This window comes from Mycobacterium sp. SM3041 (genome assembly GCF_039668335.1).
Classification (GTDB): Bacteria; Actinomycetota; Actinomycetes; order Mycobacteriales; family Mycobacteriaceae; genus Mycobacterium.
The window spans coordinates 177,851-203,637 of the sequence record NZ_JAYXBQ010000037.1; the positions used below are offsets into that span (position 1 = coordinate 177,851).

General features: G+C 68.0%; 25 protein-coding genes. 14 read left to right on the forward strand and 11 right to left on the reverse strand.

Annotated features, from left to right (window positions below; genetic code table 11):
• The first annotated feature begins 1 nt into the window (after position 1).
• Positions 2-307, forward strand: a complete 306-nt coding sequence (gene rpsN, locus VXD91_RS10050; RefSeq protein ID WP_346415299.1) for a 30S ribosomal protein S14 — start codon at positions 2-4, stop codon at positions 305-307.
• A complete protein-coding gene (gene rpsR, locus VXD91_RS10055; RefSeq protein WP_318984036.1) occupies positions 307-561 on the forward strand; it encodes a 30S ribosomal protein S18 in 255 nt (84 codons plus the stop codon). Before rpsN ends, rpsR begins: the two co-directional genes overlap by 1 nt.
• On the opposite strand, the gene VXD91_RS10060 is transcribed toward rpsR, so the two are convergent.
• Both VXD91_RS10060 and VXD91_RS10065 read right to left on the reverse strand, forming a co-directional pair.
• Positions 554-1,390 carry a rhomboid family intramembrane serine protease gene (locus VXD91_RS10060; protein ID WP_346415300.1) on the reverse strand — a complete coding sequence of 279 codons (837 nt, stop codon included), beginning with the start codon at positions 1,388-1,390 and terminating at the stop codon, positions 554-556. The two genes, rpsR and VXD91_RS10060, sit on opposite strands and share 8 nt — an antisense overlap.
• Positions 1,391-1,412: 22 nt before the next feature.
• Positions 1,413-2,201, reverse strand: a complete 789-nt coding sequence (locus tag VXD91_RS10065) for an acyl-CoA thioesterase domain-containing protein (protein WP_346415301.1) — start codon at positions 2,199-2,201, stop codon at positions 1,413-1,415.
• 34 nt (positions 2,202-2,235) lie between these two features.
• Between VXD91_RS10065 and VXD91_RS10070 the strand changes: the two genes are divergently transcribed.
• From VXD91_RS10070 to lipE, 4 genes are read left to right on the forward strand one after another with little or no spacing between them, the layout of a single operon-like run.
• On the forward strand, positions 2,236-3,411 hold the full coding sequence (locus VXD91_RS10070; RefSeq protein WP_346415302.1) for a hypothetical protein: 1,176 nt from the start codon (positions 2,236-2,238) through the stop codon (positions 3,409-3,411).
• 37 nt (positions 3,412-3,448) lie between these two features.
• Positions 3,449-4,075 carry a class I SAM-dependent methyltransferase gene (locus VXD91_RS10075; RefSeq protein WP_029119202.1) on the forward strand — a complete coding sequence of 209 codons (627 nt, stop codon included), beginning with the start codon at positions 3,449-3,451 and terminating at the stop codon, positions 4,073-4,075.
• 5 nt (positions 4,076-4,080) lie between these two features.
• Positions 4,081-4,563 (forward strand): peroxynitrite isomerase, encoded by a 483-nt coding sequence (locus tag VXD91_RS10080; RefSeq protein ID WP_029119203.1) that lies wholly within the window; start codon positions 4,081-4,083, stop codon positions 4,561-4,563.
• Complete coding sequence (gene lipE, locus VXD91_RS10085) at positions 4,560-5,804, forward strand: lipase LipE (protein ID WP_346415303.1); 1,245 nt, start codon at positions 4,560-4,562, stop codon at positions 5,802-5,804. Before VXD91_RS10080 ends, lipE begins: the two co-directional genes overlap by 4 nt.
• A 185-nt stretch (positions 5,805-5,989) precedes the next feature.
• Here lipE and VXD91_RS10090 read toward each other — a convergent pair whose 3' ends face one another.
• Entirely contained in the window at positions 5,990-6,409 is a 420-nt protein-coding gene (locus VXD91_RS10090; protein WP_318984041.1) for an SRPBCC family protein, read from the reverse strand.
• 61 nt (positions 6,410-6,470) lie between these two features.
• On the opposite strand from VXD91_RS10090, the gene VXD91_RS10095 reads away from it, so the two are divergent.
• Entirely contained in the window at positions 6,471-8,015 is a 1,545-nt protein-coding gene (locus tag VXD91_RS10095; protein ID WP_346415346.1) for a carboxyl transferase domain-containing protein, read from the forward strand.
• 6 nt (positions 8,016-8,021) lie between these two features.
• Here the strand turns inward: VXD91_RS10095 and VXD91_RS10100 are convergent, their stop codons facing one another.
• Positions 8,022-9,122 (reverse strand): FAD-dependent oxidoreductase, encoded by a 1,101-nt coding sequence (locus VXD91_RS10100; RefSeq protein WP_212807668.1) that lies wholly within the window; start codon positions 9,120-9,122, stop codon positions 8,022-8,024.
• Between the two features lies 1 nt (position 9,123).
• A complete protein-coding gene (locus tag VXD91_RS10105; RefSeq protein ID WP_212807669.1) occupies positions 9,124-9,915 on the reverse strand; it encodes an SDR family oxidoreductase in 792 nt (263 codons plus the stop codon).
• A 63-nt stretch (positions 9,916-9,978) separates the two neighbouring features.
• On the opposite strand from VXD91_RS10105, the gene VXD91_RS10110 reads away from it, so the two are divergent.
• Positions 9,979-10,866 (forward strand): hypothetical protein, encoded by an 888-nt coding sequence (locus VXD91_RS10110; protein ID WP_212807670.1) that lies wholly within the window; start codon positions 9,979-9,981, stop codon positions 10,864-10,866.
• Here the strand turns inward: VXD91_RS10110 and VXD91_RS10115 are convergent.
• Positions 10,863-11,558 carry an Rv3717 family N-acetylmuramoyl-L-alanine amidase gene (locus VXD91_RS10115; protein WP_318984290.1) on the reverse strand — a complete coding sequence of 232 codons (696 nt, stop codon included), beginning with the start codon at positions 11,556-11,558 and terminating at the stop codon, positions 10,863-10,865. The two genes, VXD91_RS10110 and VXD91_RS10115, sit on opposite strands and share 4 nt — an antisense overlap.
• A 372-nt stretch (positions 11,559-11,930) precedes the next feature.
• Here VXD91_RS10115 and VXD91_RS10120 point away from each other — a divergent pair, with 372 nt between their 5' ends.
• Complete coding sequence (locus VXD91_RS10120) at positions 11,931-13,700, forward strand: CocE/NonD family hydrolase (RefSeq protein WP_346415347.1); 1,770 nt, start codon at positions 11,931-11,933, stop codon at positions 13,698-13,700.
• Between the two features lie 10 nt (positions 13,701-13,710).
• Here the strand turns inward: VXD91_RS10120 and VXD91_RS10125 are convergent, their stop codons facing one another.
• Entirely contained in the window at positions 13,711-14,874 is a 1,164-nt protein-coding gene (locus tag VXD91_RS10125; RefSeq protein ID WP_346415348.1) for a sulfotransferase, read from the reverse strand.
• 108 nt (positions 14,875-14,982) lie between these two features.
• Here VXD91_RS10125 and VXD91_RS10130 point away from each other — a divergent pair, with 108 nt between their 5' ends.
• Both VXD91_RS10130 and VXD91_RS10135 read left to right on the forward strand, forming a co-directional pair.
• Positions 14,983-15,558: a TetR/AcrR family transcriptional regulator gene (locus VXD91_RS10130; RefSeq protein ID WP_346415349.1), complete on the forward strand. Its 576-nt coding sequence runs from the start codon at positions 14,983-14,985 to the stop codon at positions 15,556-15,558.
• Positions 15,555-16,655 (forward strand): DUF1214 domain-containing protein, encoded by a 1,101-nt coding sequence (locus VXD91_RS10135; RefSeq protein ID WP_346415305.1) that lies wholly within the window; start codon positions 15,555-15,557, stop codon positions 16,653-16,655. The genes VXD91_RS10130 and VXD91_RS10135 overlap by 4 nt, the downstream gene beginning before the upstream one ends.
• Positions 16,656-16,704: 49 nt before the next feature.
• Here the strand turns inward: VXD91_RS10135 and hrpA are convergent, their stop codons facing one another.
• Positions 16,705-20,601: an ATP-dependent RNA helicase HrpA gene (hrpA, locus tag VXD91_RS10140; RefSeq protein ID WP_346415306.1), complete on the reverse strand. Its 3,897-nt coding sequence runs from the start codon at positions 20,599-20,601 to the stop codon at positions 16,705-16,707.
• Between the two features lie 93 nt (positions 20,602-20,694).
• Positions 20,695-21,912, reverse strand: coding sequence for an oxygenase MpaB family protein (locus VXD91_RS10145; RefSeq protein WP_318984293.1), 1,218 nt, complete (start codon positions 21,910-21,912; stop codon positions 20,695-20,697).
• Positions 21,913-22,111: 199 nt separating this feature from the next.
• Between VXD91_RS10145 and VXD91_RS10150 the strand changes: the two genes are divergently transcribed.
• Positions 22,112-22,705: a TetR/AcrR family transcriptional regulator gene (locus VXD91_RS10150; RefSeq protein WP_318984294.1), complete on the forward strand. Its 594-nt coding sequence runs from the start codon at positions 22,112-22,114 to the stop codon at positions 22,703-22,705.
• A 119-nt stretch (positions 22,706-22,824) separates the two neighbouring features.
• Here VXD91_RS10150 and VXD91_RS10155 read toward each other — a convergent pair whose 3' ends face one another.
• Complete coding sequence (locus VXD91_RS10155; protein WP_064858345.1) at positions 22,825-23,343, reverse strand: MarR family winged helix-turn-helix transcriptional regulator; 519 nt, start codon at positions 23,341-23,343, stop codon at positions 22,825-22,827.
• Positions 23,344-23,468: 125 nt separating this feature from the next.
• Between VXD91_RS10155 and VXD91_RS10160 the strand changes: the two genes are divergently transcribed.
• The gene (locus VXD91_RS10160; RefSeq protein ID WP_064858344.1) at positions 23,469-23,924 is read left to right on the forward strand and encodes a hypothetical protein; all 456 of its coding nucleotides are present in this window, start codon (positions 23,469-23,471) and stop codon (positions 23,922-23,924) included.
• 35 nt (positions 23,925-23,959) lie between these two features.
• On the opposite strand, the gene VXD91_RS10165 is transcribed toward VXD91_RS10160, so the two are convergent.
• Complete coding sequence (locus VXD91_RS10165; protein WP_064858343.1) at positions 23,960-24,853, reverse strand: mycobacterial-type methylenetetrahydrofolate reductase; 894 nt, start codon at positions 24,851-24,853, stop codon at positions 23,960-23,962.
• 155 nt (positions 24,854-25,008) lie between these two features.
• On the opposite strand from VXD91_RS10165, the gene VXD91_RS10170 reads away from it, so the two are divergent.
• Positions 25,009-25,785: an alpha/beta fold hydrolase gene (locus tag VXD91_RS10170; RefSeq protein ID WP_053854998.1), complete on the forward strand. Its 777-nt coding sequence runs from the start codon at positions 25,009-25,011 to the stop codon at positions 25,783-25,785.
• The last annotated feature ends 2 nt before the right edge of the window (positions 25,786-25,787 follow it).

The following is a 25,787-nucleotide window of genomic DNA, read 5'->3' on the forward strand; positions in this document are numbered from 1 at the left end:
CATGGCCAAGAAATCCAAGATCGCCAAGAACGAGCAGCGCCGGCTGCTCGTCGCCCGCCACGCCGAGCGCCGGGCCGAGCTCAAGGCCATCATCAAGTCCCCGGCGAGCACTGCCGACGAACAGTCGGCCGCCATGGCCGAACTCGCCCGCCAGCCGCGCGATGCCAGCCCGGTGCGGGTGCGCAACCGCGACGCCGTCGACGGCCGGCCGCGCGGCCACCTGCGCAAGTTCGGCCTGTCGCGGGTCCGGGTGCGCGAGCTGGCCCACGAAGGACAGCTGCCCGGCATCCGGAAAGCGAGCTGGTGATGGCGACCAAGCGCAAACCCACCCGACGCCCCGCCGCCGAGGCCAAGCGACCAGTGAAGAACATGCTGGCCAAGCTCGGCGTGGACCACCTCGACTACAAGGACACCAACAACCTGCGGTTGTTCATCTCCGAGCGCGGCAAGATCCGGTCCCGCCGCGTGACGGGCCTGACGGTGCAGCAGCAGCGACAGGTCGCCACCGCGATCAAGAACGCCCGTGAGATGGCGCTGCTCCCCTACCCCGGGATCAGCTGAACATCGTCAGCAGCGCCTGGGTCCGCCACATCGTCAGCCCGGCGAACAGGACCAACAGCACCGCCGTCACCGCGATCAGCGCCAGGAGTCGTTGCCGCGCAGGCACATACGCGAAGACCGCCGCCACCACGGTGCCGGTGACCAACCCGCCGACGTGCCCCTGCCAACTGATCGCCTGCGCGCTGACGGCGGGCAGCACGAAGGTGATCACGAGGTTGATGACGATCAGGCCGACGATGCCGCGGACGTCGAGCTGCAGCCGGCGGAACAACACGAACGTCGCGCCGAAGAGACCGAAGATCGCACCCGAGGCACCTGCTGTCGCCGAGTTCAGTGGCGACAGCAGGTACACCAGCACCGAGCCGCCGAGGCCGCTCAGGCCGTACAGCACGCCGAATCGCAACCGGCCCAGCCACTGCTCGAGCTGCGGGCCGACGGCCCACAACGCCCACATGTTGAACACGATGTGGGCCAGGCCGTAGTGCAGGAAGGCCGACGACGCCAGCCGGTAGTACTGGCCGTCGGCGACGGCGGGCGGCCACAGCACCAGATCCTGCTGCATCTGCACCGAGGTGTGCTGCAGCACGAACATCACCACGTTGACCGCGATCAGCGTGTAGGTGACCAGCGAACCCTTGGAGATGCGGCCGCCGAAGTGGGTCCGGGCCTGCCGCACCGACTGCTTGCCTTCGTTGACGCACTCCGGGCACTGCTGGCCCACGGCGGCTGCGGTCATGCAGTCCGGGCAGATCGGGCGGCCGCACCGGCTGCAGCTGACGTACGTCGGGCGGCTGGGATGCCGATAGCAGGTCGGCGTCGGGACGGTCATCAGTGAGCGTGATCTTCCGGGACTACAGCCGCCACAGGGCTTCCTGGCTGGTGCTGGCGATCAGCACCCCACCAGTGTCATACAGGGCTCCGGCGACCAGCCCGCGGGAGTCGGTGTTGTTCAGTCGGGTGACCTCGTACCGGTGCCAGTCACGCGGCACGAACGGCCGGTGGAACCACACCGCGTGATCCAGGCTGGCCGCGAAACCGTCACGCAGGCTCGCACCGTCGGGCCGCGCGACGGGCACCGGCCCGAAGTCCGACATGAAGGTCAGCGTGCACGCCCGGATCAGTGCATCGTCCTCGATCTCGTCTTTGGTGCGGATCCAGAACGGCGGCACGGCGAACGCACCCACGTCTTCCGGCCGCACCCGGATATCGAAGAAGTCGGCGGCGGTGAGGCTCGTCGCCTTGGACACCGCGGCGTCGAGCTCGAGGCCGCGCACCTCGGGGCGCTGCCAGTCGGCGCCGGGTTCGGGCACATGGAACGACGCGATCATCTCGAGGATCGTCTTGCCGTTCTGCTTCGCGGTGACGCGCCGGGTGTCGAAGGACCGGCCGTCTCGGGTCCGTTCCACGTGAAACTCCACGTCGACGCCGTACTGTCCGCCGCGGACGAAGTACAGGTGCAGCGACTGCGGCAGCTTGTCGGGTTCGACGGTGCGGCCCGCCGCACCGAGCGCCTGAGCGGCGATCAGTCCGCCGAACAGGGACCGGCCGGGCCCCTCGGTGGGCTGCGGTGCGATGAAGGTGTCACCGTCGCGCGCGAAGTCCAGGAGCTGGGCAATCCAGCTGAGCGCAGTAGAACTCATAAAGCGGCAGCGTATCCGCCAGTAGGGTCTGGCCGTGCGCCCCAGCCGCTCTGCCCTCTATCTGGCCACCGGCACTGGCATCGCCGTGTGGGCCGCAGGCGTCCTCTGGCTGGCCGTCGCACTGCATTCCGTCGACCACTACCTCGTCTCGTATTACCTCGCGGACTACCGGTTCGGTTTCATCCGGCGTGGACTCGCCGGGGAGCTCTTCGGTCCGGGCGACGACGCGGCATTCTTCGGGCGGGCCGGCGCCGCGCGTTGGGCCATCACCGCGCTGTACCTGTCTGCCCTGGCCGCCATTGCCGGCGCAATCGTGCGCACGGGCCGCTCGGAACGCCGGGTCATGCTGGCGTTGCTGGTGCCCGTGTTGCCGTTCGGTGTGCCGTTCGCGGTGTTCTCGGCGCGGCCGGACCTCCTCGGCGCGGCGGCGGTGGTCGCCCTCGCACTCGGTGTGGGCACCCGCCCGGCGGTGTCGTGCGCGGCGTACGGATTGCTCACCGCGGTCCTGGCGTTGATGCACGACGCGATTCCCCTCGAATTCGCGCTGGGTGCCGTCCTCGCGATCTATGCGCCGGCGCACGGACTCACCGCCGCGAGACGCGGGCGCTGCGCGGCGTTGGCGGTACTCCCGGGACTCGCGGTGGCCGGCCTCATCACGGCACTCACCCGGCGCGGGGTGGCCGACCGGCTGTGCGCGACGACACCCCACCGGCCCATGCGCATGATGGCGAGCTTTCACGATTTCCAGAACTTCGCCCGGACCGGCCGATTGCCGACACGCGACTTCCACGACTGGGCCTGCCGGTCGTACCTCAACACGTACCAACACAGCGTCCTCGACGAAATTCACACGGTCGCTGCGCGGGGCGCCGGCCAGATGGCGACCTCGCTGACGGTCGGCCTGATCGGTCTGGTGGCCTGCCTCGCGGCGGTCCAGTTCGTCGCCGGTGTGCCGATCCGCGACTTCCTGGGCGAATTCCGGGATCGCCGGGCCGCCGCGGTCCTTGCGCTGGCGCTGTATCTGCCGATATTCGTGACCGCATTCGACTGGATTCGGTGGATGCTGCTGATCGCCTTCAACGTCACCGTCGTGTTTCTGCTTTACCTGCGCGGCCGTCCGGAACTCGACCGACCACCGCCGTCGCGCGCGGCGTTCGTGGCGATCGTGTGCGCATTCGCCGCGTTGCCGCTGGGCCTGGCACCCGGCTGACGATCCGCGCCGGAATTCGCCGCCTAGGCTGAAGCGCATGGTTCAACGCCGGGGATTCAATGACGCCGTCACCCGTTTCTGGGGCTTCGCCGCTCCCGCCTACGACACCCAGGTGCTGCAGCGCTGGGTCTACCAACCTGCCCAGGACGAGGTCCTGGCACAGCTGCGGGCACACGACTCCCTGACCATCGCCGATATCGGCTGTGGCACCGGTATTTTCGCCGACCGGATCCAACGTGAGCTCAATGCCGTCGTCACCGGTGTCGACATGTCCGAGGGCATGCTGGCGCAGGCCAAGGCGCGGTCGTCGAACGTCACCTGGCTCACCGCGCCTGCCGAGGACCTGCCGTTCAACGATGGCGCCCTGGACGCGGTGGTGACGACGTCGGCGTTCCACTGGTTCGATCAGCCCGCCGCGTTGCGTGAGTTCCATCGGGTGCTCAAGCCGGGCGGTATCGCGGCCGTCACCACCATCAGCCCGCGGCAGGTGCTGCCGCTGCACGCGCTGTCGTCGCACATCCTGAACCCCGCCCACAATCCGTCCCCCGCGGAGATGAAGAAGCTCTTCGAGGACGCCGGGTTCACGGTGTCCGAGCAGCACCGGGTGAAGCGGCCGGCGTGGACGCTCATCGTGTCCGACCTGCTGACCGTCGGGACGAAGTAGCCGGCATGCCCGATCTGCACCCCGACGTCGCGGTCCTGGCGCCGCTGCTGGGCACCTGGGCCGGCACCGGTTCCGGTGAATACCCGACCATCGCTTCGTTCGACTACCTCGAAGAGGTCACGTTCGGACATGTCGGCAAGCCGTTCCTGGCTTACAGCCAGCGCACCCGCGCCGCCGATGACGGACGTCCCCTGCACGCCGAGACCGGCTATCTCCGGGTGCCCGCGCCCGGTCGCATCGAATGGGTGCTCGCGCATCCCACCGGCATCACCGAGGTCCTGCAAGGCACGATCAGCACCGACGGTGAGTTCGTGCTCGACCTCGCCACCACCGACATCGGGCGCACCGACTCCGCGAAAGAGGTTGACGCCCTGCGTCGTTGGTTCCGGCTCGACGGAGACACCTTGAGCTACAACGTCCGCATGGCCGCCGTGGGCATCCCACTGCGGCACCACCTCGCGGCTGTGCTGCATCGGAAGGACGCATGACGGAACCACAGACCGGCCGGATTCGGGTCCCCACCGACCTCGACTCGGTCACGGCCACCGGCACAGAAGACCACACCGACGTCGATCCGCTGGCGGTGGAACGCATTTGGCAGGCGGCACGGCACTGGTACGCGGCCGGGATGCACCCGGCCATCCAGGTCTGCCTGCGCCAGAACGGTCGGGTGGTGCTCAACCGCGCGATCGGCCACGGCTGGGGCAACGGGCCCGACGACCCGGCTGACGCCGACAAGATCCCCGTCGGCGTCGACACCCCGTTCTGCGTCTACTCGGCCGCCAAGGCGATCAGCACGACCGTGGTGCACATGCTCGTCGAACGCGGCGAGCTCGACCTCGACGCCCGCGTCTGTGATTACCTGCCGACGTACACCAGCCACGGCAAGGACCGCACCACCGTGCGGCACGTCGTCACCCACAGCGCCGGGGTGCCGCTGGCCACCGGGCCGCGGCCGGACCTCAAGCGGATGAACGACAGCGAGTACGCCCGCGAGATGCTGGGCAAGCTGCGGCCGATCTACCGGCCGGGCCTGGTCCACATGTATCACGGCCTGACCTGGGGCCCACTGATCCGCGAAATCGTCTCGGCCGCAACGGGTCGCAACATCCGGGACATCCTGGCCACCGAGATCCTCGAGCCGCTTAGCTTCCGCTGGACCAATTACGGTGTTGCGCCCGAAGACGTTCCGCTGGTCGCGCCGAGCCACGTGACCGGCAAGCCGCTGCCGGCGCCCATGGCGGCGGCGTTCAAGAAGGCCGTCGGCGGCACCCCGAACCAGATCATCCCGTTCAGCAACACCCCGGATTTCCTGACCAGCGTGGTGCCGTCGTCGAGCACGGTCTCCAACGCCGTCGAGCTCTCCCGATTCGCTGAGATGCTGTGTCGCGGTGGGGAACTCGACGGGGTTAGGGTGCTGCGGCCGGAAACGCTGCGCGCCGCGACCGCCCCGTGCCGCCGCCTGCGGCCCGACATCGCGGTGGGACTTCAGCCGATGCGCTGGGGCACCGGATACATGTTGGGCTCCAAGCGATTCGGCCCGTTCGGCCGGGACGCACCGGCCGCCTTCGGGCACACCGGGCTCACCAACATCGCGGTGTGGGCCGACCCGGCCCGGAACCTTGCCGCTGCCGTGGTCAGCAGCGGCAAGCCCGGTGGGCATCCCGAGGCCAACCGGTACCCGGCGCTGCTCGACACGATCGCCCGGGAGATTCGCCGGTCCGCGTAGCGGCGAAAAGTACGTGGGCTCATACGCGATGGCGATCTGCCGGTGATTGTTGAACTCAGGGACCGCTGACGGCCGCAGAAGGTACCTGAGTTCAACCACATTGGCACGAGCACGTTCTCACTGAAGCCGCGTACTTTCGCCGCCGCGGCAGCTCTCCAGACGACCTGTGCGATCCGGAGTACCGACTACGCCTTCGACGCGGCCTTCGCGAACAGGCGCAGCAGCACCTGGTTGATGGCGATCAGCGCCAGTTTCACCGGCGGGAACGACGCCGTCGAGGTCAGCGAGTAGTCGATGCGCGTGCCCGTGCCCTCGGGGGTCAGCCGCACCTCGCCCGCGTAGCCCGGGAACGGCACGCCGGAACGGGCCTTGTAGCCGAACACGTTGGGGGCGTCGAACGTCACGACCTCTTCGACGATCGCCGGCGCCGGCCCGGGGGCCGAGATGCGGCGGACCGCGCCCAGGCCGTTGGGTGCGGGGGTGCCGGGCTGGTCGATGGTCACGCTGATGCCGGGACCCCAGTTGGCCATGCCTTCGTGGTCGATCAGGGTCGCCCAAACAACGTCGATCGGGCGGGCAACAGTGGTGGTTGCAGTCGATTGCATGGACCGATCATGCCGCACCCCCGCGCAGGGCGCCTGGCAGGCTGTCCCCATGCCCGGCCCAATGCCCGAAGTACCGTTCCGCGACGACCACATCGAGCTCCTGCGCCGCCGCGCGCTCACCGAGGATGCCGCCCGACCGGACGCCGTCCAGCGCCGACATGACGCCGGCGGACGGACGGCCCGCGAGAACATCCACGACCTGGTCGACGACGGCAGCTTCGTCGAGTACGGCCGGTTCGCCATCGCCGCCCAACGGGCTCGCCGGGAGCTCGACGATCTGATCGCGCGCACTCCCGCCGACGGCCTCGTCGCCGGCACGGCCCACGTCGACGGCCACCCGTGTGCGGTGTTGTCGTACGACTACACCGTGCTGGCCGGTACCCAGGGCGCCCTCGGGCACCTCAAGAAGGACCGGCTGTTCGAACTGATCGAGCGGATGAAGCTGCCCACGGTGTTCTTCGCCGAGGGTGGCGGTGGACGCCCCGGTGACACCGATCATCCGACCGTGTCGTCACTGGACGTCCGCGCCTTTGCGCTGTGGGCCGGCCTGTCGGGCGTCGTACCGCGGATCGCGGTGGTCAAGGGCCGCTGCTTCGCGGGCAATGCGGTGATCGCGGGCTGTTCGGATCTGATCGTGGCGACCGAGGACACGTCGATCGGCATGGGTGGCCCGGCGATGATCGCCGGCGGCGGACTCGGCGACATCGCGCCGGATGCCGTCGGCCCGATCTCGGTGCAGGCGCCCAACGGCGTCGTCGACGTGGTGGTGCCCGACGAGGCCGCCGCGGTCTCGGTCGCCCGCCGGCTGCTCGGCTACTTCCGCGGACCCACCACACCCGGCACCGCGCCGGACCAAACCGCCTTGCGCACAATCGTTCCCGAGCGCGCCCGCCGCGCGTATCAGGTCGCGCCGATCTTCGAGACGCTCGCCGACGAAGGCTCTGTCACCTTCCTGCGGCAGAAGTTCGCCCCGGAGTTGGTGACCGCGCTGGCCCGGATCGAGGGCCGGCCGGTCGGGGTGCTGGCCAACAACACCATGGTCATGGCCGGTGCCATCACCGCGGCGGCGTCCGACAAGGCGGCCCGCTTCCTGCAGCTCTGCGATGCCTTCGGGATTCCCGTGGTGTCCCTCGTGGACTGCCCCGGATTCATGGTGGGACCGGCGGCCGAGGCCGAAGCACTGGTTCGGCGCGGATCGCGGCTGCTGGTCGCCGGCGCGGCCCTGCGCGTCCCGCTGATCGCGGTGATTCTGCGTCGCGGTTACGGCCTTGGCGCACAGGCGATGTGCGGCGGCAGCCTGCATGAGCCACTGCTGACCGTGGCCTGGCCGGGCGCACACCTCGGACCGATGGGACTCGAGGGTGCCGTGCGGCTCGGGCTGCGCAAGGAGCTCGAGGCCATCGCCGATGACGAGGCCCGCGAGCAGGCGGTACGGGATGCCACCGCCGCCGCGCAGGCCAACGCCGCCGCGCTCAACTCGGCTTCGATGTTCGAGATCGACGACGTCATCGACCCCGCCGAGACCCGGTCGCTGATCGCCGCGACACTGGCGACCGCGGAACCCGCGGGCCTGCCGCCGCGCCGGGGCTTCGTCGACACCTGGTGAACGGTCTCAATCCCGCACGCCGCGATACAGCTGACGACGCACGACGAACCGCTGCAACACCCGGTCGACGGTCCACGCCGGGAACCGGACGGCCTGTCCCCACGGCGTGAACACCTCCAGCCCGTCGGGCTGCGGACCGAGCACCGAACCCCACCGCACGGCCGGCGGCCGGTAGCGGCGCAGCTTGCGGGACCTCAACTGGGCGAGGACGTTTCGTGCCACCAGCGCACCGCCACCGTTACGGGCCGAGGTGCGCAACGGATCGGTGGCCGCGACATCACCGACCGCGAAAACACCCGGATACCCGGGCACCGTCAGCTCCGGGGTGACGCGGACGAAGCCGTCGTCGTCGAGGATCTCAGTAGGCAACCACGCCGTGTTGGGCCGCACCCGACCGACGGCCCACAACACCGCATCGGCCTCCCCGTCCGGTTGGCCGGTGCTGAATTCGATTGGTCCAGCGGTGATTTCGTCGCGATTCGGCGGCAGTACAGCGCGGTGCCCGAGATGCAGCCGGACGCCGAGTTCCGCCAACCGTTGCGCGACCCGCACCTGGGTCCCGACGTGGTAACCCGGAAGTATCTGTGCGCCAGGGAAATACAGGTCGACGACCTTGTCGGGCCAGCTGCGTGCCAGGTTCCCGGCACTGCTCACCGCCGTGGCGCCGCCACCCACGACGGCGATGCGCTGCGCCCGTGCCAGGCGTTCGTGGGTGTCATGCAGATCCGCCGCGACGTCGTCGGCGGTCTGCAGCGTCGGGCGGCGCCAGAACCCGTTGGTCGTTCCGGTCGAGATCACCAGCACATCGAACGGCTCGACCGTCTCGGTACCGTCAGCCGTCTCCACCGTGACCGTGCGGGCATCCAGGTCGGCGCCCGTCAGCGCCCCGTGCACGATCCGCACCGAATCCAGGCCACGGAATCTCCGGAAACCGATGAAGTAGTCCCGCGCCCAGGCGTCGGGCCGCGCGACGCGCATGCCGAGTTCCTGACCGCTGACCAGGCCGTCCTTGACCGAGATACCGACCACGTCGGCGTGCGGGGCCAGGCGGACAGCGGCGAGGATGCCGCTGTCCCCCAGCCCGGCGATGACGACGCGCCCCCGCACGTCAGGGCAGGATCGAGTCGACGTAACCGCCGTCGGCGCGCACCGCGGCGCCGGTGGTGGCCGACGACTGCTCCGAGCTGAGGTACACGACCATGTTGGCGATCTCCTCGGGCTCAATCAGCCTGCGCAGCAACGATTGTGGACGGAATTTGATCATGAACTCGCGCTGCGCCTCGTCCCACGGCAGGTTCTTGTCGACCAGCTGATAGACGAAGTCCTCGACGCCACCGGTATGCGTCGGGCCCGCGATCACCGAGTTCACCGTCACGCCGGTACCCGCCGCATCCTTGGCGAAACCGCGGGTCACCGCGAGCAGCGCGGTCTTGGACGTGCCGTAGTGGATCATCTCTTCCGGGATGACGATCGCCGAGTCGCTGGCGATCTGGATCGCGCGGCCCCACCCGCGCTCCGTCATCCCCGGGAGGTAGGTGCGGATGAGCCGCACAGCAGACAGCACGTTCACCTCGAAGTACCGCCGCCATTCGTCGTCGGTGATCTCCTGCGCCGGCGTCGACCCGAAGATGCCGAGGTTGTTCACCAGGATGTCGACATCCGGAAGTTGTTGGACGAGTTGGGCGACGCCGTCCTCGGTCGTGACGTCGGCGGCGACGCCGATGACGTCGGCGAATCCCTTGCCGGTGAGTTCGGCGACGGCCGCTTGGACGCGTTCTTCGCTGCGTCCGTTCACCGCGACGCGGGCCCCGCTGGCGGCCAGCCCTTCGGCGATGGCCAGCCCGATGCCCTGCGTGGAACCGGTTACCAGGGCGGTTTTGCCGGTCAGATCAATGTGCACAATCAGCCTCCAATGAATGTTCCGGTCACACAACGCTAGCGACCCCGCTGAATAATCCGTGGCATGACCGAACTATTGGTTCTGCACATCGCCAAGCGGGCGATCCTGGCCGTGTCCCTCGACGGTTCACGGGTCCGGACGCTGGTCGCCGATGTCGACGAGACGCCCGACGGCATCGTCGTCGATCAGGCCCGGGGCCACATCTACTGGACGAACATGGGCACGCCCGACCCCGAAACCGGCCGGACGTTCTTCACCCGTAACGGGTCGCTCGAGCGTGTGAACCTGGACGGTTCTGACCGGCGGACCATCGTGCCGCGGGGCGCGTTCACCACGGGTAAGCAGCTGACGGCCGACTTCGACGCGAGGTTGCTCTACTGGTGCGACCGCGAAGGCATGCAGGTGCTGCGCTGCCGGCTGGACGGCTCGAGCCTGGAGACGCTGGTGGTGGCGGGTAGCGGTCCGGATGCGCAAGACCCGCGGCACCACTGCGTGGGCATCGCCGTCGACCCGGTGCAGCAGTTGGTCTACTGGACGCAGAAGGGCGCATCCGACGCCGGCCAGGGCCGAATCTTCCGCTGCCGCACCGACATCCCGGTGGGGCACACCGCCGCGGGCCGTGCGGACATCGAGTTGCTGTGGCAGGACCTGCCCGAGCCCATCGACCTCGATCTCGACGCATCCGGAAACCTGGTCTGGACCGACCGCGGCGCCGAACCGAACGGCAACACGCTCAACCGCGGCCGGGTCCAGCCCACGGTCGGGACCTACGACATCGTGTCCCGCGGCTATCAGGAGGCGATCGGTCTGACCACCGCCGATGACACGACCTACTACGTGAGCGAGCTGCGCACCGGCGGCATCCGCGTCGTGAACCTCGCCGACGGGACCGACCGCGAGCTGACACAGCTGGGTCCTGGTGTCACCGGGGTTGCGCTGGCCGAGCTCTAGCTGGCCTGGATGAACGCCGCGATGCCCTGGCAGATGGCGTTGGCGTAGGTCTGCCACCCCTGCATGGTGGCCATCGCCGCGCCCTCCTGCGGGTTCTTCATGTTGCCGCACTCGACCAGGATCGACGGGTACTGAGCGAGATTCAGGCCTGTCAGGTCGGCCCGGCCGTACAGACCGTTGCTGCCGATGTAGGTCGCCGGCGTCAGCCCCGCGGCCACCATCTTGTCGCGCATGATCTGGGCGAAACGCACCGACGGCCCGGCCTGCACCTGGTTCAGCGGCGGCGCCGAGTAGTTGACGTGGAACCCGTGGCCGCCAGCGGGGCCCCCGTCGGCGTGGACGGACACGACCGCGTTCGGCCGTAGGGCGTTCGCCATCTCGGCGCGCTGGTCGACACACGGACCGAGAGCGTTGTCGTTGTTGCGCGACAGGTGGACCTGTACGCCGGCGTTCGCCAGCTGCTGCTGCATCAGCAGCACGACGTTCCAGGTGAACGAGTGTTCGGGGAAGCCCGCCGTCGTGGACGTGCCACTGGTCTGGCAGTCCTTGGTGCCGCCGCGGCCGGTGGGCACCTGCTTGCTGATCGACGAGTCATTGGCCCCGTTGTGCCCCGGGTCGAGGAACACGACTGCGCCGGCCAGACCAGCGGCTTTGGCCACGGGCGCGGTGAGTGACGACACAACGGCGGGCATACCGACCAGAACCGGCGCCGCGGCAGCCATTCTCAGCATGCGTCGGCGCGAGATGCAGCCGACGCCCTTACCTGCGTCGTCTCTTTCACACGGACTACTGGTCACTGATCGGATGCTACGGACCGAGACTGGGAACACCCCCGAGCGCCCTGACACGGTTCCGTCACGAAGCAATAACTTCTTTCGGGTTCGGCGTACGGTCGAGGCGTGGAGACGAATGTCGAGACAGCGGGTGTGGGGGCCCGAATCAAGGCCATAGCCGGTTGGGCCGCCACGCGCACCCGCAAGACCAGCCCATCACCACTGTTGCCGGCCTGGGAAGCCCCGCCGGCGCAGTACGGCGTCGGAGTGCACCACAACGTGGCGGTGCCGATGAGCGACGGCATCTCGCTGCGGGTGGATATCCACTATCCGACCGACCCGACGACGGGCGAGCCCGCTTCCGGCCCCTTCCCGGTGCTGCTGTCGATGACGCCGTACGGCAAGAAGGCACCCCCGCCGGCCGCCCAGATCGGTGGTGGCGCAACGCCGTACCTGATCCGGCGTGGCTACATCGAGGTGATGGCCGACGTGCGGGGTACCGGCGTGTCGGGCGGCTCCTTCGAGATGCTCGGACCGGAACAGGTGCAGGACGGCGTCGACCTGGTCAATTGGGCTGCCGCCCTGCCCAATTCGAACGGCCGTGTCGGCATGTTCGGCATCTCGTACCTGGCCATCAACCAGCTCATGACGGCCGCCGCGGTGGGTCCCGGCTCGCCGCTGAAGGCGATCTTCCCGGCGATGGCCGCCAACGATTTCTACCGCGACGTCGTCACCATGGGCGGCGTCCCGCACATGCGCACGGTCCGGGCCTACGGCGCCACCTACTCGCTGCTGAACGTCATCAACCCGGCGCTGGAGTTCGCGCATCGCGGTGGGCATGAAAGGCCAAGGGCCGGTGGTATTTCCGCGGTGCGCCAGCGCGGTCGCGACCAGCGCAGCTATTTCAAGAGCCTGATAAAAGACGCGATCGCCGGCGGTGACACCGCATTCGACGGCACGTTCTGGGACACCATGCGTCCCGCGGATGTGGTGCCGAAGATCGTCGAGAACGGTGTCGCGGTGTTTCTGGTGGCCGGCTGGCATGACGCCTTCCAGCGCGGCGCGCCCTTGAACTACGCGGCGCTGCAGAACACTTTCGCCGGGCGTCCTGCCGGCGCCGCCATGACCGCCGATCAGCCCGTCTCCGACAAGTTCCAGTTGATGGCCGGCCCTTGGTATCACGTCTCGGATCTCGATGGTCAGCATCTGCAGGCCTTGCAGCTGCGCTGGTTCAACCACTGGCTCAAGGACGACGACACCGCGGCCGTCACCGGTGCGCCGGTGCGCTTCCAGGCCATCGGCAGCCCTAAATGGTTCCGCACCAACGCCTATCCGTTCCCGGAGGCCACCCCGACGCGGCTCTACCTGGGTCTCGGCGGCGGCCTGCATGCCACCCCGTCGGCCGACGAGTCGATCGCCACGCTCCAATACCTTTCTCGCGGACCGGTTTCCGGGCGCAGCCTGGAGCAGTGGAGCCTCGGCATGGGCAGCTTCATGGTGTCGCAGACTGGCCGCAGTGTCCGGTACGACCAGGACAACTCCCGGCTGCAGCGCGACGCGCTGACCTACACCAGCGAAGCGTTCGATACCGAACAACTGCTCGCCGGTCCGGTCGGCCTCACGATCTTCGCCACCGCCGACCGCACCGAGACCCTGTGGGTGGCGCATCTGGACGACGTCTCCCCCGATGGCGTCAGCCGGCCGCTGACGCAGGGGGCGCTCCTCGGTTCGCATCGTGCCCTCGACCCCGAGGCGAGCTGGCTCCTGCCCGACGGCACCGTGCTACGGCCGCAACACATCAGCACCAAGGCGGCCGCCGAGCCCGTCGTGCCCGGTGAGCTGACCCGGTACGACATCGAGGTGTTTCCCACCGCGGCGCTCCTCGCCCCGGGCCACCGACTGCGGCTGACGCTGACGACGTACGACTTCCCTCATCTGGTGCCGACCCGCCCGCAGCGGACGGCCCTGGCGCGCGGGACGTATCGAATTTCCCAAGGCGGCGTCCACGCTTCGCACCTGGTCGTGCCATTGGCCGACCCGGCGGCGATGGCGCAGTCCTAGCGGCGGAAAGCTAGCCCAGGAAGCGCTGCGTGTAGGGCGCGAAGCGGGCCTTGAGGTCGTCGGGGTCGAGACCGAACATCTCGCACGACGTCTCGACCCGGCCCAGCCGGCCGCGTTGATGACCGGCCAGGTAGTCTGCCATCGCGTTGCGCTCGGTATCCGAAAGTTGTTCCTCGGCAAGAGCAAAGACGCTCGCGGCGGTGCCGAGATCGTCGGCCATGAAATCATCGAACCGGATGTCGATGGAGCGGTCCCGGCCGATGACCTCCCGGTCTCGGATCAGCGCGGCAAGCATGTGCTCCAGCCGCTGCACCCAGTACGAAGCGATGTGCTCGACGGGAACCGGGCTGCGGTGCATGCGCGCCGAGTAGGTGAGCATCGCGATCATCGACAGCACCACCGGTACGGGATCGCGGTGCGTGAAAACACCTACCACACCGGGTAATTCGGCGTTCAGCACCGGCAGTTGCTCGAGATGCTGCGGCGACTTGAGCAGCCAGCGCCGGCCGCCGCGCAGGTACTGCAGGGCTTTGAGCTGCGTCACCATGTGCCGGTAGTGCGGCGTCTGATCATGGGATTCGTAGTAGTCACGCCACGCGGGAACATCGGCCAGCGTCTCGAAGTACATCGTGGAAAAGTCGTTGGCCAGCAACTGGATTTCCTCGTGCACGTGGTCGGTGGTCATCTCGTGCATCAGCGGGAAATGCGGCATGACGATGTTCATCACGTTGACCGCCACGTCCATCCGCGTGCGCCGCGGGTCCGGCTCGATACCGGCTTCGGACGCCAGCGGGAAGGGCTCCATCGACTCCCAGTAGGGCAGGGTCCGGAAGGTTCCGGCGGCCGCCAGCAGGTTGTGCAGGTGTGTGGTCCCGGTACGCGGCAGGCCGACGATGACCACCGGGGGCAGCAGTTCGATGTCGTGAATCTCAGGGTGCCGCTTCAACAGATCGGTCAGCAGCAGCCGGTTCTTCAACAGCTGCAGCAGCTGGCCGTAGAAGTTGACCACGCCCGGGCCGTTGAAACCGTCGATCTGCCGGAGCGCGCCCAGCAGCACCTCGAGGCGTTCGCGGTAGTCGGTGGGGCCGAAGTCGTCGAGCCCGGTGTCGGCGCTCGCCTTGGCGTGCAGTGCGTCCGCATCGAGCGGACAGTCCGCCGCCATCATCGTCATCATGTCGCGGAACTGTTGAGCCTCGGCCGTGAAGGTGGGATGGGCCAGGTCATCGAGCCGGACAACGTCTGTGGTGTCAGTCACACCAATTATGTTACTATGAGTTCCGTAATGGCGAAAGAACTTGGTAGACCTCGTGATCGGCGCATCGACGACGCCGTGCTGGACGCGACCGTGAAACTCCTCGGCGAAGTCGGCTATGCCGCGCTGTCGGTGGACGCCATCGCCAAGCAGGCCGGCACCAGCAAGCCAGCGATCTACCGGCGCTGGCCCAGCAAGGCCCACCTCGTCCACGAGGCGGCATTCCCTGAAGGCATCGCCGCTGACCTGCCGGATACCGGCTCCCTCGCGGGCGATGTACGGGCGATGGTCCGCGACACCGTGGCGGTCCTCAGCACTCCCGCGGCCCGCGCCGCGCTCCCGGGACTGCTCGGCGAGATGACCGCCGACGCCACCCTGCACAGCGCCCTGCTGGACCGGTTCGCCGACGTACTCGGACCCGGACTGCATGCCCGCCTCGATGCCGCCGCCACCCGCGGTGAACTCCGCGCCGACGTGACCGCCACCGACCTGACCGAGGTCATCACGGGTATCGCCCTGCTCGCCGCCCTCACCCGCAGCGCCGCCCCCGATGACGACTGGATAGACCGCAACACCACACTGATCCTGAAAGGTATTGGCGCATGACCGAATCCGCTGCCGCATGGCGGGAACTCCTCGACACCCTTCGCGAGCTCGACACCTCTTTTCTCGAGGGTCCGCGCGCCGTGACCGACGACCGCCAGATCGCCGACGGTTACCGCATGCTCGCGACCGGACTCGGCGTCGCCCTCGACTGCTACCTGTTCCCCGAGCCGGGGCGGCCGCAGTTCGTCGCCGTCAACACCCCCACCCGGCATGACCGCCGCTGGGGCGGCGACAACACCGACGCCTACTACCACATGTGCCCGGTGGACCCGGAGCGCAAATACCGGATCTTCGGCAACAAGGGCGACAGCGTCTATCTCTCGCTGACTGCGTACAACGAGCCCTCGCCCGGTGCCTGGTCCAACCGCGTCGTCGCGATAATCCGTGACACCGACATCGAATTCGACGCCGACGGCAACTTCTCGTTCGAGCTCGGCCCCCTGCCCGACGCAGCCGTCTTCCTCACCCGCGACTACCAGGCCGACCCGGCAACGGGACGTCCGGTCACCTGGAACATCGAGGCACTCGATCCTCCGGAGCCGTTCCGCCACAGCGACGCCGCGACAGCCGCCGCGCTGCGGTCCAGCGCCACCTGGATCCGCACGCTGTTCGCCATCATGCCGATGCCGGTGGGCACGCGGGCCGTCGACGAAGCCAGCCTCGGACACGAAACCGCCCATCGCGCCAATGAATTCGCCGCGCCCTACCAGGTACCGGACGCCAACTTCGGCTGGTCGGCGCGCGACGCCTGCTACTCGTACGGCAGCTTCGTGCTCGCGGAGGACGAAGCGCTCGTCATCACCCACCGTCCGCCGGCCTGCCGGTTCTGGAACCTGGTGGTGTGGAACCAGTTCATGGCCACCCCCGGCGCCAGTGACGCCCGCAGCTCCCTGAACGGCTACAGCGCGGTGCCCAACTCCGACGGCACGGTGACGGTCGTCCTGTCGCGCGGCACCACTGCACACCCGAATTCGCTGACGACGCTGGACTATCCGCAGGGCAACCTGGCGTTCCGCTGGTTCCTGACCGATCAGGTGCCGGACCGCCCCGAAGTCCAGCTGGTCAAGATCGCCGACGCCCCCACGTCACCTTCCTGAGGGATTTGTGCACGATTTTCCGCGCCGGCTGCGGAAAATCGTGCACAAATCACGGGACGACGGCCTCGATGGCCCGGTAGATCCGCTGCTCGCTGACCGGTCGCGGGGTGCCCAGCTGCTGGGCCCACAGGCTGACGCGGAGCTCCTCGATCTGCCGGGCGATGTCGCGGACGTCTTCGCCTTGGCAGCGCAGGGGCGAAAGCGCCTGCCGCAGTTCGTTGTACGCATCCTCGACGGCGTGGACGCGGTCCATGCGTTCCCGGTCTGCCGCCGGCGCTTGCGGTAGGCGCTCCAAGCGCCGCCCCACCGCCGTCAGGTATCGCGTCAGGTCGGCCAGGTGGGTGACTCCCGTCGCCGCGACGAATCCGACCGGCAGCAGCCGGGCCAATTGGGCGCGGATGTCGGCGACGGCATCGGCCTGGAGCGCAGAAGGCTTGTCGGGCAACGCAACCTGTGCTGCGTGCGCGGCGGTCAACACGCGCTCGACGCGGCCGACGACGTCCAGCGTCGTCGGGATAAGCTTGGCTGCGACGGTGTCGCGCAGCGCCGTGAAGTCCGCCGCGGTCCACACCGGCTTGGGCGCCAGCACCCGCACCGCGGCGTCAGCGCAGTCTTCGAGCAGCGCCGCCAGGCTGCCGTCGGGATTGCTCGACAGTGACAGACGCGCTCGGGGATTGAGGCCGCGCTCGGCAGCCTTGACCGGTGACGGTGCGGCGAGTCGCAGCAGCCGCCGCAGTCCCGGCCCCATGGCCGCGGCCTGCTCGGCCGCCGTCGGGAACACCCGGATATCCACTGCCGCACCGGTATCCACGAATGCCGGGAAACCGCGCACGGTGTGGCCACCGGCCGAGCTCTCCACGGTGCGGGGCAGCTCGGCGAGGTCGTCCGGCCACGCCTTGAGGCCGGTCCGTTGCAGATCGCCCGCGACGGCGCCGGCGACCGCCTGGCGCACCGACCCGGCGAGCTTGTCGTGCAGCGCACCCAGGTCCTTGCCGCGCGCCACCTCGGTGCCGTCTTTCTCGACAGCGAAGGTGACCCGCAGGTGGTCCGGAATCTTGCTCAGGTCGAAGGCGTCGATCGGCACCAGAATGCCACTGCGCCGACGCAATTCGCGCTGCAGCTCCTCCAGCAGCGAGCCGTCTCCCGGATTGAGGTCCGGCAACACCGCCCGCGCGGTATCGGGCGCGGGCACGAAGTTGCGCCGCAGGTCCTTGGGCAGCGATTTGATCAGCGCCGTGACCAACTCTTCCCGCAGCGCGGGAACCTGCCACGCGAAACCGTCGCCGCCGAGCCGGGCCAGCACCTCGACCGGAACATGGACCGTCACACCGTCATCGGCGGCGCCGGGTTCGAACCGGTAGCTCAACGGCAGCGACAGGTCGCCGGTCTGCCAGGTGTCGGGCTGGTCGGCGTCGGTGTCGGTGCGCAGCAGGTCGTCGCGCGTCATGGTCAGCAGGTCCGGCGTCACATGCCGCTGTTTCTTCCACCAGGCATCGAAATGCCGTGCTGATACCGCATTTTCGGGCACCCGCTGGTCGTAGAAGGCGTAGACCTCGTCATCACCGGCCAGCAGATCCCGGCGTCGGGCGCGCTCCTCCAACTCCTCCAGCTCGGTCCGTAGGCGCGTGTTGTCGCGGAAGAAGTGGTGCCGGGTCTGCCAGTCGCCTTCGACCAGCGCATGCCGGATGAACAGTTCGCGCGCGACCACCGGATCCACCTGCGCGTACCCGACCCGACGACGCGGCACCAGCGGCAGGCCGTAGAGGGTCACCCGTTCGAACGCCATGACGGCACCGCGGCGGGCATCCCAATGCGGCTCACTGAAGGTGCGCTGCAACAGATCTCCGGCGACCCGTTCGACGGTCTCCGGTTCGATACGCGCCGCGATACGACCGAACAGCCGGCTCGTCTCCACCAGATCCGCGACGACGATCCACCGCGGCGGCTTCTTCGTCAGCACCGAGCCCGGGGCCAACACGAACCGCGAGTTGCGGGCGCCCTGGTACTCGCGCGTCTCACCTTCCCGCAGGCCGACGTGCGACAGCAGCCCGGCGGTCAACGCGGTGTGGATGCGCAGCGGGTCGGCATCGTCCCCCGACTCCCGGATGCCGAGATCACCGGCGATGCTGCGCAACTGGCCGACCAGGTCCTGCCATTCGCGAATCCGCAGGTAGTGCAGGAACTCATCGCGGCACATTCGGCGGAACGCGCTGCCGGACAACTGATTCCGCTGCTCGCGCAGGTAGTTCCACAGGTTCAGATAGGAGATGAAGTCCGAATGTTCGTCGGCGAACCGGGCATGCTTCTGCCGCGCGGCTTCTTCCCGGTCGGACGGTCGTTCACGTGGGTCGGGGATCGACAGGGCGGCGGCGAGGATCAGCACCTCGCGCACACAGCCTTCGGTGTCGGCCTGGAGGATCATGCGGCCGACGCGTGGGTCCAGCGGCAGCCGGGCCAGCCGGCGACCGACGTCGGTGATGGCGCCCTTCGTGTCGAAAGCGCCAAGCTCCTGGAGCAATTGGATGCCGTCGCGGATGCTGCGCGCATCCGGCGGGTCCAGGAACGGGAATGCCTCGATATCGCCGAGCCCCAGCGCCGCCATCTGCAGGATGACCGCGCCCAGGTTGGTGCGCAGAATCTCCGGGTCGGTGTAGCGCGGCCGGCTCGCGAAGTCCTCTTCCGAGTACAACCGGATGCAGACACCGGGCGCGGTACGTCCGGACCGGCCGGACCGCTGCGCCGCCGACGCCTGCGAGATCGGCTCGATCGGCAGCCGCTGCACCTTCGTGCGCCGGCTGTACCGCGAGATGCGCGCCGTGCCCGGGTCGACGACGTACCGGATACCCGGCACGGTCAGCGACGTCTCGGCGACGTTGGTGGCCAACACGATCCGGCGCGGGCCGCCCGGCTTCGCGTTGAAGACCTTCTGCTGGTCCGCGGTCGGCAGCCGGGCGTACAGCGGCAGGATCTCGGTCGGGAAGGTGTCGCCGGACAGCGCATCACGCAACGCCTCTGCGGTGTCGCGGATTTCGCGTTCACCGGACAGGAAGACGAGCACATCGCCCGCCGGTTCGGATTCCAGTTCGCGCACCGCGTCGACGATGGCCTCGGTCTGGTCGCGCGGCTCGGTGCGGACGATCTCGTGGTCCGGGTCGTCCGGGTCGTCGCTGTCGTCCACCGCGACGGGGACTTCCAGTGGCCGGTACCGGATTTCGACCGGGTACGTGCGGCCCGACACCTCGACGATCGGGGCGTCATAGAAGTGCTTTGCGAACCGCTCCGGCTCGATGGTTGCCGACGTCACGATGACCTTCAGGTCCGGGCGGCGGGGCAGCAACTCGCGCAGGTACCCGAGCAGGAAGTCGATGTTGAGGCTGCGTTCGTGGGCCTCGTCGAGGATCAGCGTGTCGTACCGCAGCAGCCGCCGGTCCCTCTGAATCTCGGCGAGCAGAATGCCGTCGGTCATCAGTTTGACGAGGGTCGAGTCGCTCGCCTGGTCGGTGAACCGGACCGTGTAGCCGATCGCCCCGCCCAGTGCGGTGCCGGTTTCGTCGGCGATGCGTTGCGCCACCGTGCGCGCGGCCAGCCGGCGCGGCTGCGTGTGGCCGATGGTGCCGCGAATACCCCGGCCGAGCTCCAGGCAGATCTTGGGCAGCTGCGTCGTCTTGCCCGAGCCGGTCTCGCCGGCCACGATCACCACCTGGTTCTCCGTGATGGCCTTGGCGATCTCATCTCGCCGATCGGTGACCGGCAGATCGGGGTACGTGATGGTCGGCACCGCGGCCAGCCGGCTCGCGATCACGCCTTCCGCGGCCGCGATCTGTTCGGCGATCTTCTCCGGGTTGTCGCCTCGCAGGTTCTTCAGCCGACGCTCCAGCCGCGCGGCGTCACGGATGGTCAGACCATCCAGACGATCACGCAGTTCGCGTTGCTGTTGGCCGGACACCAGTCCCAGGATAGGTGGTGACCTGCAGCACGGTCGTTCGGCTGTAGAGATCGAGGACCGCAGCAGTTGACGAATTCGCGGCAGCGTGCCCGCTCAGGCAACGCGGCTGACGTGCGCGGCTGATTCGCCGATTGTTGTCGTGGTGTCGCCGATCATGGTGCGTAGCAACGCTTCTTGCTCGCGCTGTCCACACACGTCAGCTCGATCCATGCCACCAGGAAGAACCAGGGCAGCCACACTGCGCGTCAGGTTCACCGGGATGCGCAGCACCGGGTACCACGGCAGCACGTAGGTCAGGCCGAGGTTTTGCATTGCGCGGGGCCCCAGGAACCCGCTGGTGACCGACAGGTGCTGTACCTGTGCGACGCGGCGTCGCAGGCTCGGCAGGACGCGGTAATGCCAGGCCAGTGGATCCTGAGCCATCGGCACCGCCAACTGCTTGGTTGATTCATCGGGCTCAGCCAAAGCAGTGAGCGTGTGGTACAGAATGCGAACCCCGTCACGGAAGCTGCGCGGCAGCCACTCGTCGTGGACACCGATCAGCCACCCGACATAGCGGGTCAGATGCGCAACACCCTCGAGTTCGTTCGGCGAGAACACAAATCCCATCCCGATCGCTGCGGCGGGCGGAGCAATGAGTGCACCGACAAGCGTGGCGGCCATATCGGTCTGGTTGACCGGCACACCCCACTCATCTGCCCGCCAGTCCGGCATTGCCGCGACATGGCGACGCACGAAAGCGTGAATCAACCGCACCCGAACCGTGGACCGGTAACCGACGCCGAGCGGCTCCAGTCCACCATCGGCAATGACATCCAGCGCCCACTGCATGGTCTCGGCGAAACGCTTGTTGGAACCTTTCTCGAGCGCGCCGGTGCGCAGCAGCGTCTTGTTGAAGCCGGAGAACTGATAGCCCCCCAGAAGTGACACGTCACGCGCGACGTACATCCCGTCAGCGCCGGCCCGGCGGAGCGTGCGCGCACCGACACGCAGTTTGGCCTGGTCCACCCAGTCCGGGGTCTCCTCGATCTGGGTGAAGAATTCCCGCAGCGGTTCCGGCGCGTCGGGCACTCCGGCGATGCCCTCGGCCAGCGCCCGGTCAAACAACGTCCGGGCCTGCTGCGTGCCTGCGGTCATCATCCAATCGACAAGGCGGTCGGCGGGCTCGTCGCCGACTGTGAGCCGCTGACCGAGCTGCTCCCACTGCTCGGCGTTCGGCTTGCCAATACCCAGCAGCAGCACGAACATCCGCACCAAAGCCGGGACACCGCGGGGCTCCTCAGGGTGACGAGCGGGAATGGGTGCGGTCATCGGCGCACTCCTTCGATGTGCGCGTGCCAGGTCCGCGAGGCACCGGAGCTGCCAGAACGTCGTTGTTCTCGGGTCGATGAAGCCATGCTCAAAATGCTGACACGAGCTTTTACTCGCATACAATTCGTTTCGTGAGTGCCCGATGAGCAGCACACCGAGGGGCCCGCGACGTACCCCGCGACAGGAACGCTCGCGTTTGATGGTCGAACGCATACTCGAGGCGGGTCGGCAAGTGTTGATCGACCGCGGATACGACGCAGCTACAACGAATCGGATCGCGGAGGTTGCCGGCATCAGTCCCGGTTCCCTCTATCAGTACTTTCCCAACAAGGACACCATCGTCGCGGCCATCATCGACGCGTACACAGACCAGGTCCTGCGCTCCGTGACCACACGCCTCGTGGAGCAGGTCGGCCAACCCGAAGACATCCGCTCGCTCCGGGAAGTCATCGCGATCCTGCTCGACGCGATGATGGATCAACCAGAGCTGCTGCGTGCGCTGATCGAACACACTCCCAGACTCGGCTTGGGAAACAAGATCGCCGACTTCGAACAGCGGGTCGGTGAGCTTGCGATCGCGCACCTGCGGCTGCGCGACCAGAATTCGAACCACCCCGACACGAGAATCTGGATGGTGGTCCGCGCCGTCGAGCATTTGACCATTCGATACGTGCTCGACCGCCCCTCTATCGACCACGACGAATTCCTCGACGAACTGACCGCTCTAGTGGCGTTCTGCATGATCCGCAGCCGCCCGGACGGTACGTCCGAGATCACGACCGAAGCCCGCTAGCTTGTGGCCGGATCAGCTGGCGTCAGACAAGCCGCGAGCCCACTCGAGTCCGCTAAATGCGGACCCCGCAGTGCATTCCGGCGATTGGGTCATCGCCCGCCACCCGATCGGCCGCGACATCACGGGGTGAGCGGACCGCTGCCGGCCGAGCCCATCACCGCGCCGGCCAGCCGATGCTCCAGACCCTGGACGACGCGCAGCACGGTGGCCCGTTCCGCTTCGCTCAGACCGCCGACGGTCAACTCTTCGATGTCGCGCCACACCCCCTCGATCTGATCCCGCAATCCCCGGCTCGCGGGCGTCGCCTCGACCAGGTGCGCGCGCTTGTCCTCGGGACTCGGGAAACGGCGCACGAATCCGGCATGCTCCAGCCGTTGGATCATGCGGGTCATCGTCGGCGCATCGGAGCTGGTGAGCCGAACCAGGTCGGTCTGGCGGAGCGGGCCGCGGTCCCAGAGGTACATCATCACCACTTCCTGACCCGGATAGAGCCCCAGCGGCCGCAGCAGCGTCGCGACGATCGTTCTCGTCACCCGGGTCAGTTGAAAGACCGCATGGGTGACCGGACCGCTGCGGGCCGCCGTGGGCGATGCCATCGCCTCGCACGTCTCTCGGCCGTCGTCGCTGTCCGTCGCCATCAGCGCACCCCCAGAAATCCATTGGTTGTCTAACCATCTTACCGCAGCCCAAACTCAGGAAAAGCCCAGTTGGAATAGGGCGCCAGAAGTTACTTGTTCAAGCAAGTATCTAGAAAGGCGGCGCCATGATCACCACCCGCACCGGTACCGAGCTTCGTCGTTCCATCGCACGCCTCGTGGCAGGAACCGCCATCGGGCTGTCGGCGCTGTCCATCGCACTGGCCGCGCCGGCGGCGGCGAAGGGTCCCCACCCGGGCCCGGTGATCGACCGGCCCGAGCCGACCAGTTCCGTCAGCGCACAGACCAATGCCGGCCGCACGTCGACCGCACCGATGACACCCGCCGGGCGCGCGGCACCGGGCGCCATCCCCCGGTCTCAGCCGGCGGTGTCCATCAACGCACAGCAGTACACCGGAGGCGCCGCTGATCCGGCCGCGAATCAGATCCGTAAGGCGGCCGGCTCGGCCGACGACCCGGCCGACACCGCCCGCCGCTCCGAGGTCCGCATGCCGAGCATGCCCGGCGGATTGACCGCCGCCGATGCCGGACGGTTGTTCGGAGGAATGGCCGCAGTGTCGTAACAGATTGCGCCGCAACGCCGTATCAGCGCGAGAGGCTAGCCCTTGTCGGGCGCCCAGTAGTCCAGCATCTCGGCGAACGTCTCGAACGCCGGCTTGGAGACGCCGTACGCGGCTTCCAAATGGATGCTGATCGGGAAGCCGAGCTCGCCGACACCGTCGATGACGCGCTTGTACAGGTCGAGCATCAATGCCCGCTTGGCCGCGGGCTCCTCGCCGGCCAGCCGCGAGACGAACTCCTGCTCGGCGGCGACCAGAGGGTTGCCCGGGTCCTGGATCAGCCAATTGATCAGGCCGACCTTCGACTCCATCTTCGGGACGAATCCGAACGACAGCAGAATCTCGGGCCGGTGTTCGGTGGTCGCGGCGAACTCCTTCAGAAAGCCCACGATCGTGTCCGAGTACAGCAACTGGGTCATGCCGTAGGTGGCGCCCTGGTTGATCTTGAAGTTGAACCGCCCCTGCTCGCCGTCGCGGGTGGGAATCAGGATGACGCCGCGGTTGGGCACCTGATCGCGGTAGATCGTCAACGCGTCGGTCGGTGCCACGCCGGCGCCTTCACCGTCACTCATGGTGCGCGGGACGCCGACGAAAGCGATGCCGTCGAAGTCCGCCTCCTGCAGCACCGCCAGTCGCTTCGAGAGCGCGTCCTCGTCCAGGAACGACGTCACCTGCGTGCACAGCCCACGGATTCCCGGGAGCTCTGGCTTCATCAACTGCCAGAAGTCGAGGACGTCCATCTTCGGCTTCATCTCGATGGGCCGGTCGCCGTCTTCCTCGATCATGCCGGGGATCATCACGTGCCGGATGCGGCCCTCGAGGCCGACGGCAGCGGCGTTGAGCAGCACCTTGTGCGCCTCGTCGACCGCAAACTGGGGACCGCGCTCGATATTGGGCGGGACCAGTTCGAAGGCGATGGTGTTCAGGGTCACGACTCTGCTCCGGATCTCAGGACTACATACGGGGCGCAGGCGTCTCTGACCGCTACGACCCGCAGGTCGTGTTTCCCGTGAAACCTCCACCCTACCGATGGCCTCCAGCAAAGAATCGGCCACGTCCAGCTTGCCAGCCGTGATAAACCCGTCCCGTGGCTGAACGCGTCAAGTTCCAGAGTTCCACCGGCCCCATGCTCGCCGGGATCATCGACCTCCCCGAAGGCACCCCGCGCGGCTGGGGCGTCTTCTCGCACGGCTTCACGCTCGGCAAGGACTCCCCTGCCGCGGCGCGCATCTGCAAGCAACTCGCGTCCGACGGCATCGGAATGCTCCGCTTCGACGCCATCGGGCTGGGCGACTCGGAAGGCCACTGGGGCGACGGGTCTTTCACCCACAAGACCAACGACGTCATCGAGGCGTGCAAGTTCATGTCCGAGCGCGGCACGCCGTCGGCTCTGTTGGTGGGCCACTCGTTCGGCGGGGCGTCGGTCCTGGCCGCGGCGCGGCAGGCGCCCGGGGTCCGCGCGGTCGCGACGGTCGCTGCGCCCATCGACCCGTCGCATGTCGAGAAGCAGTACGACGACATCCTCGACTGCGTGCTCGCGAACGGCAGTGCGCAGTGGATGGTCGGCGGGCGCGAACTGACCCTCAAGCGCGACTTCGTGGAGGACGTCCGCGCGGCCAAGCTGCACGCCAAGATCAAGGACCTGCACCTGCCGCTGCTGATCCTGCACTCCCCCACCGACAACACCGTGGGCATCGAGAACGCCAGTGAGATCTTCCGGACCGCCCGCCACCCGCGCAGCTTCGTCTCGCTGGAGGGCACCGAACACCTGCTCACCGGACCTGGGCAGGCCAAGCGGGCGGGCCGGATCATCGGCGCCTGGGCCGACGCCTACCTGGGTCCGGACAAGGCGCGTCCGAGGTAAGG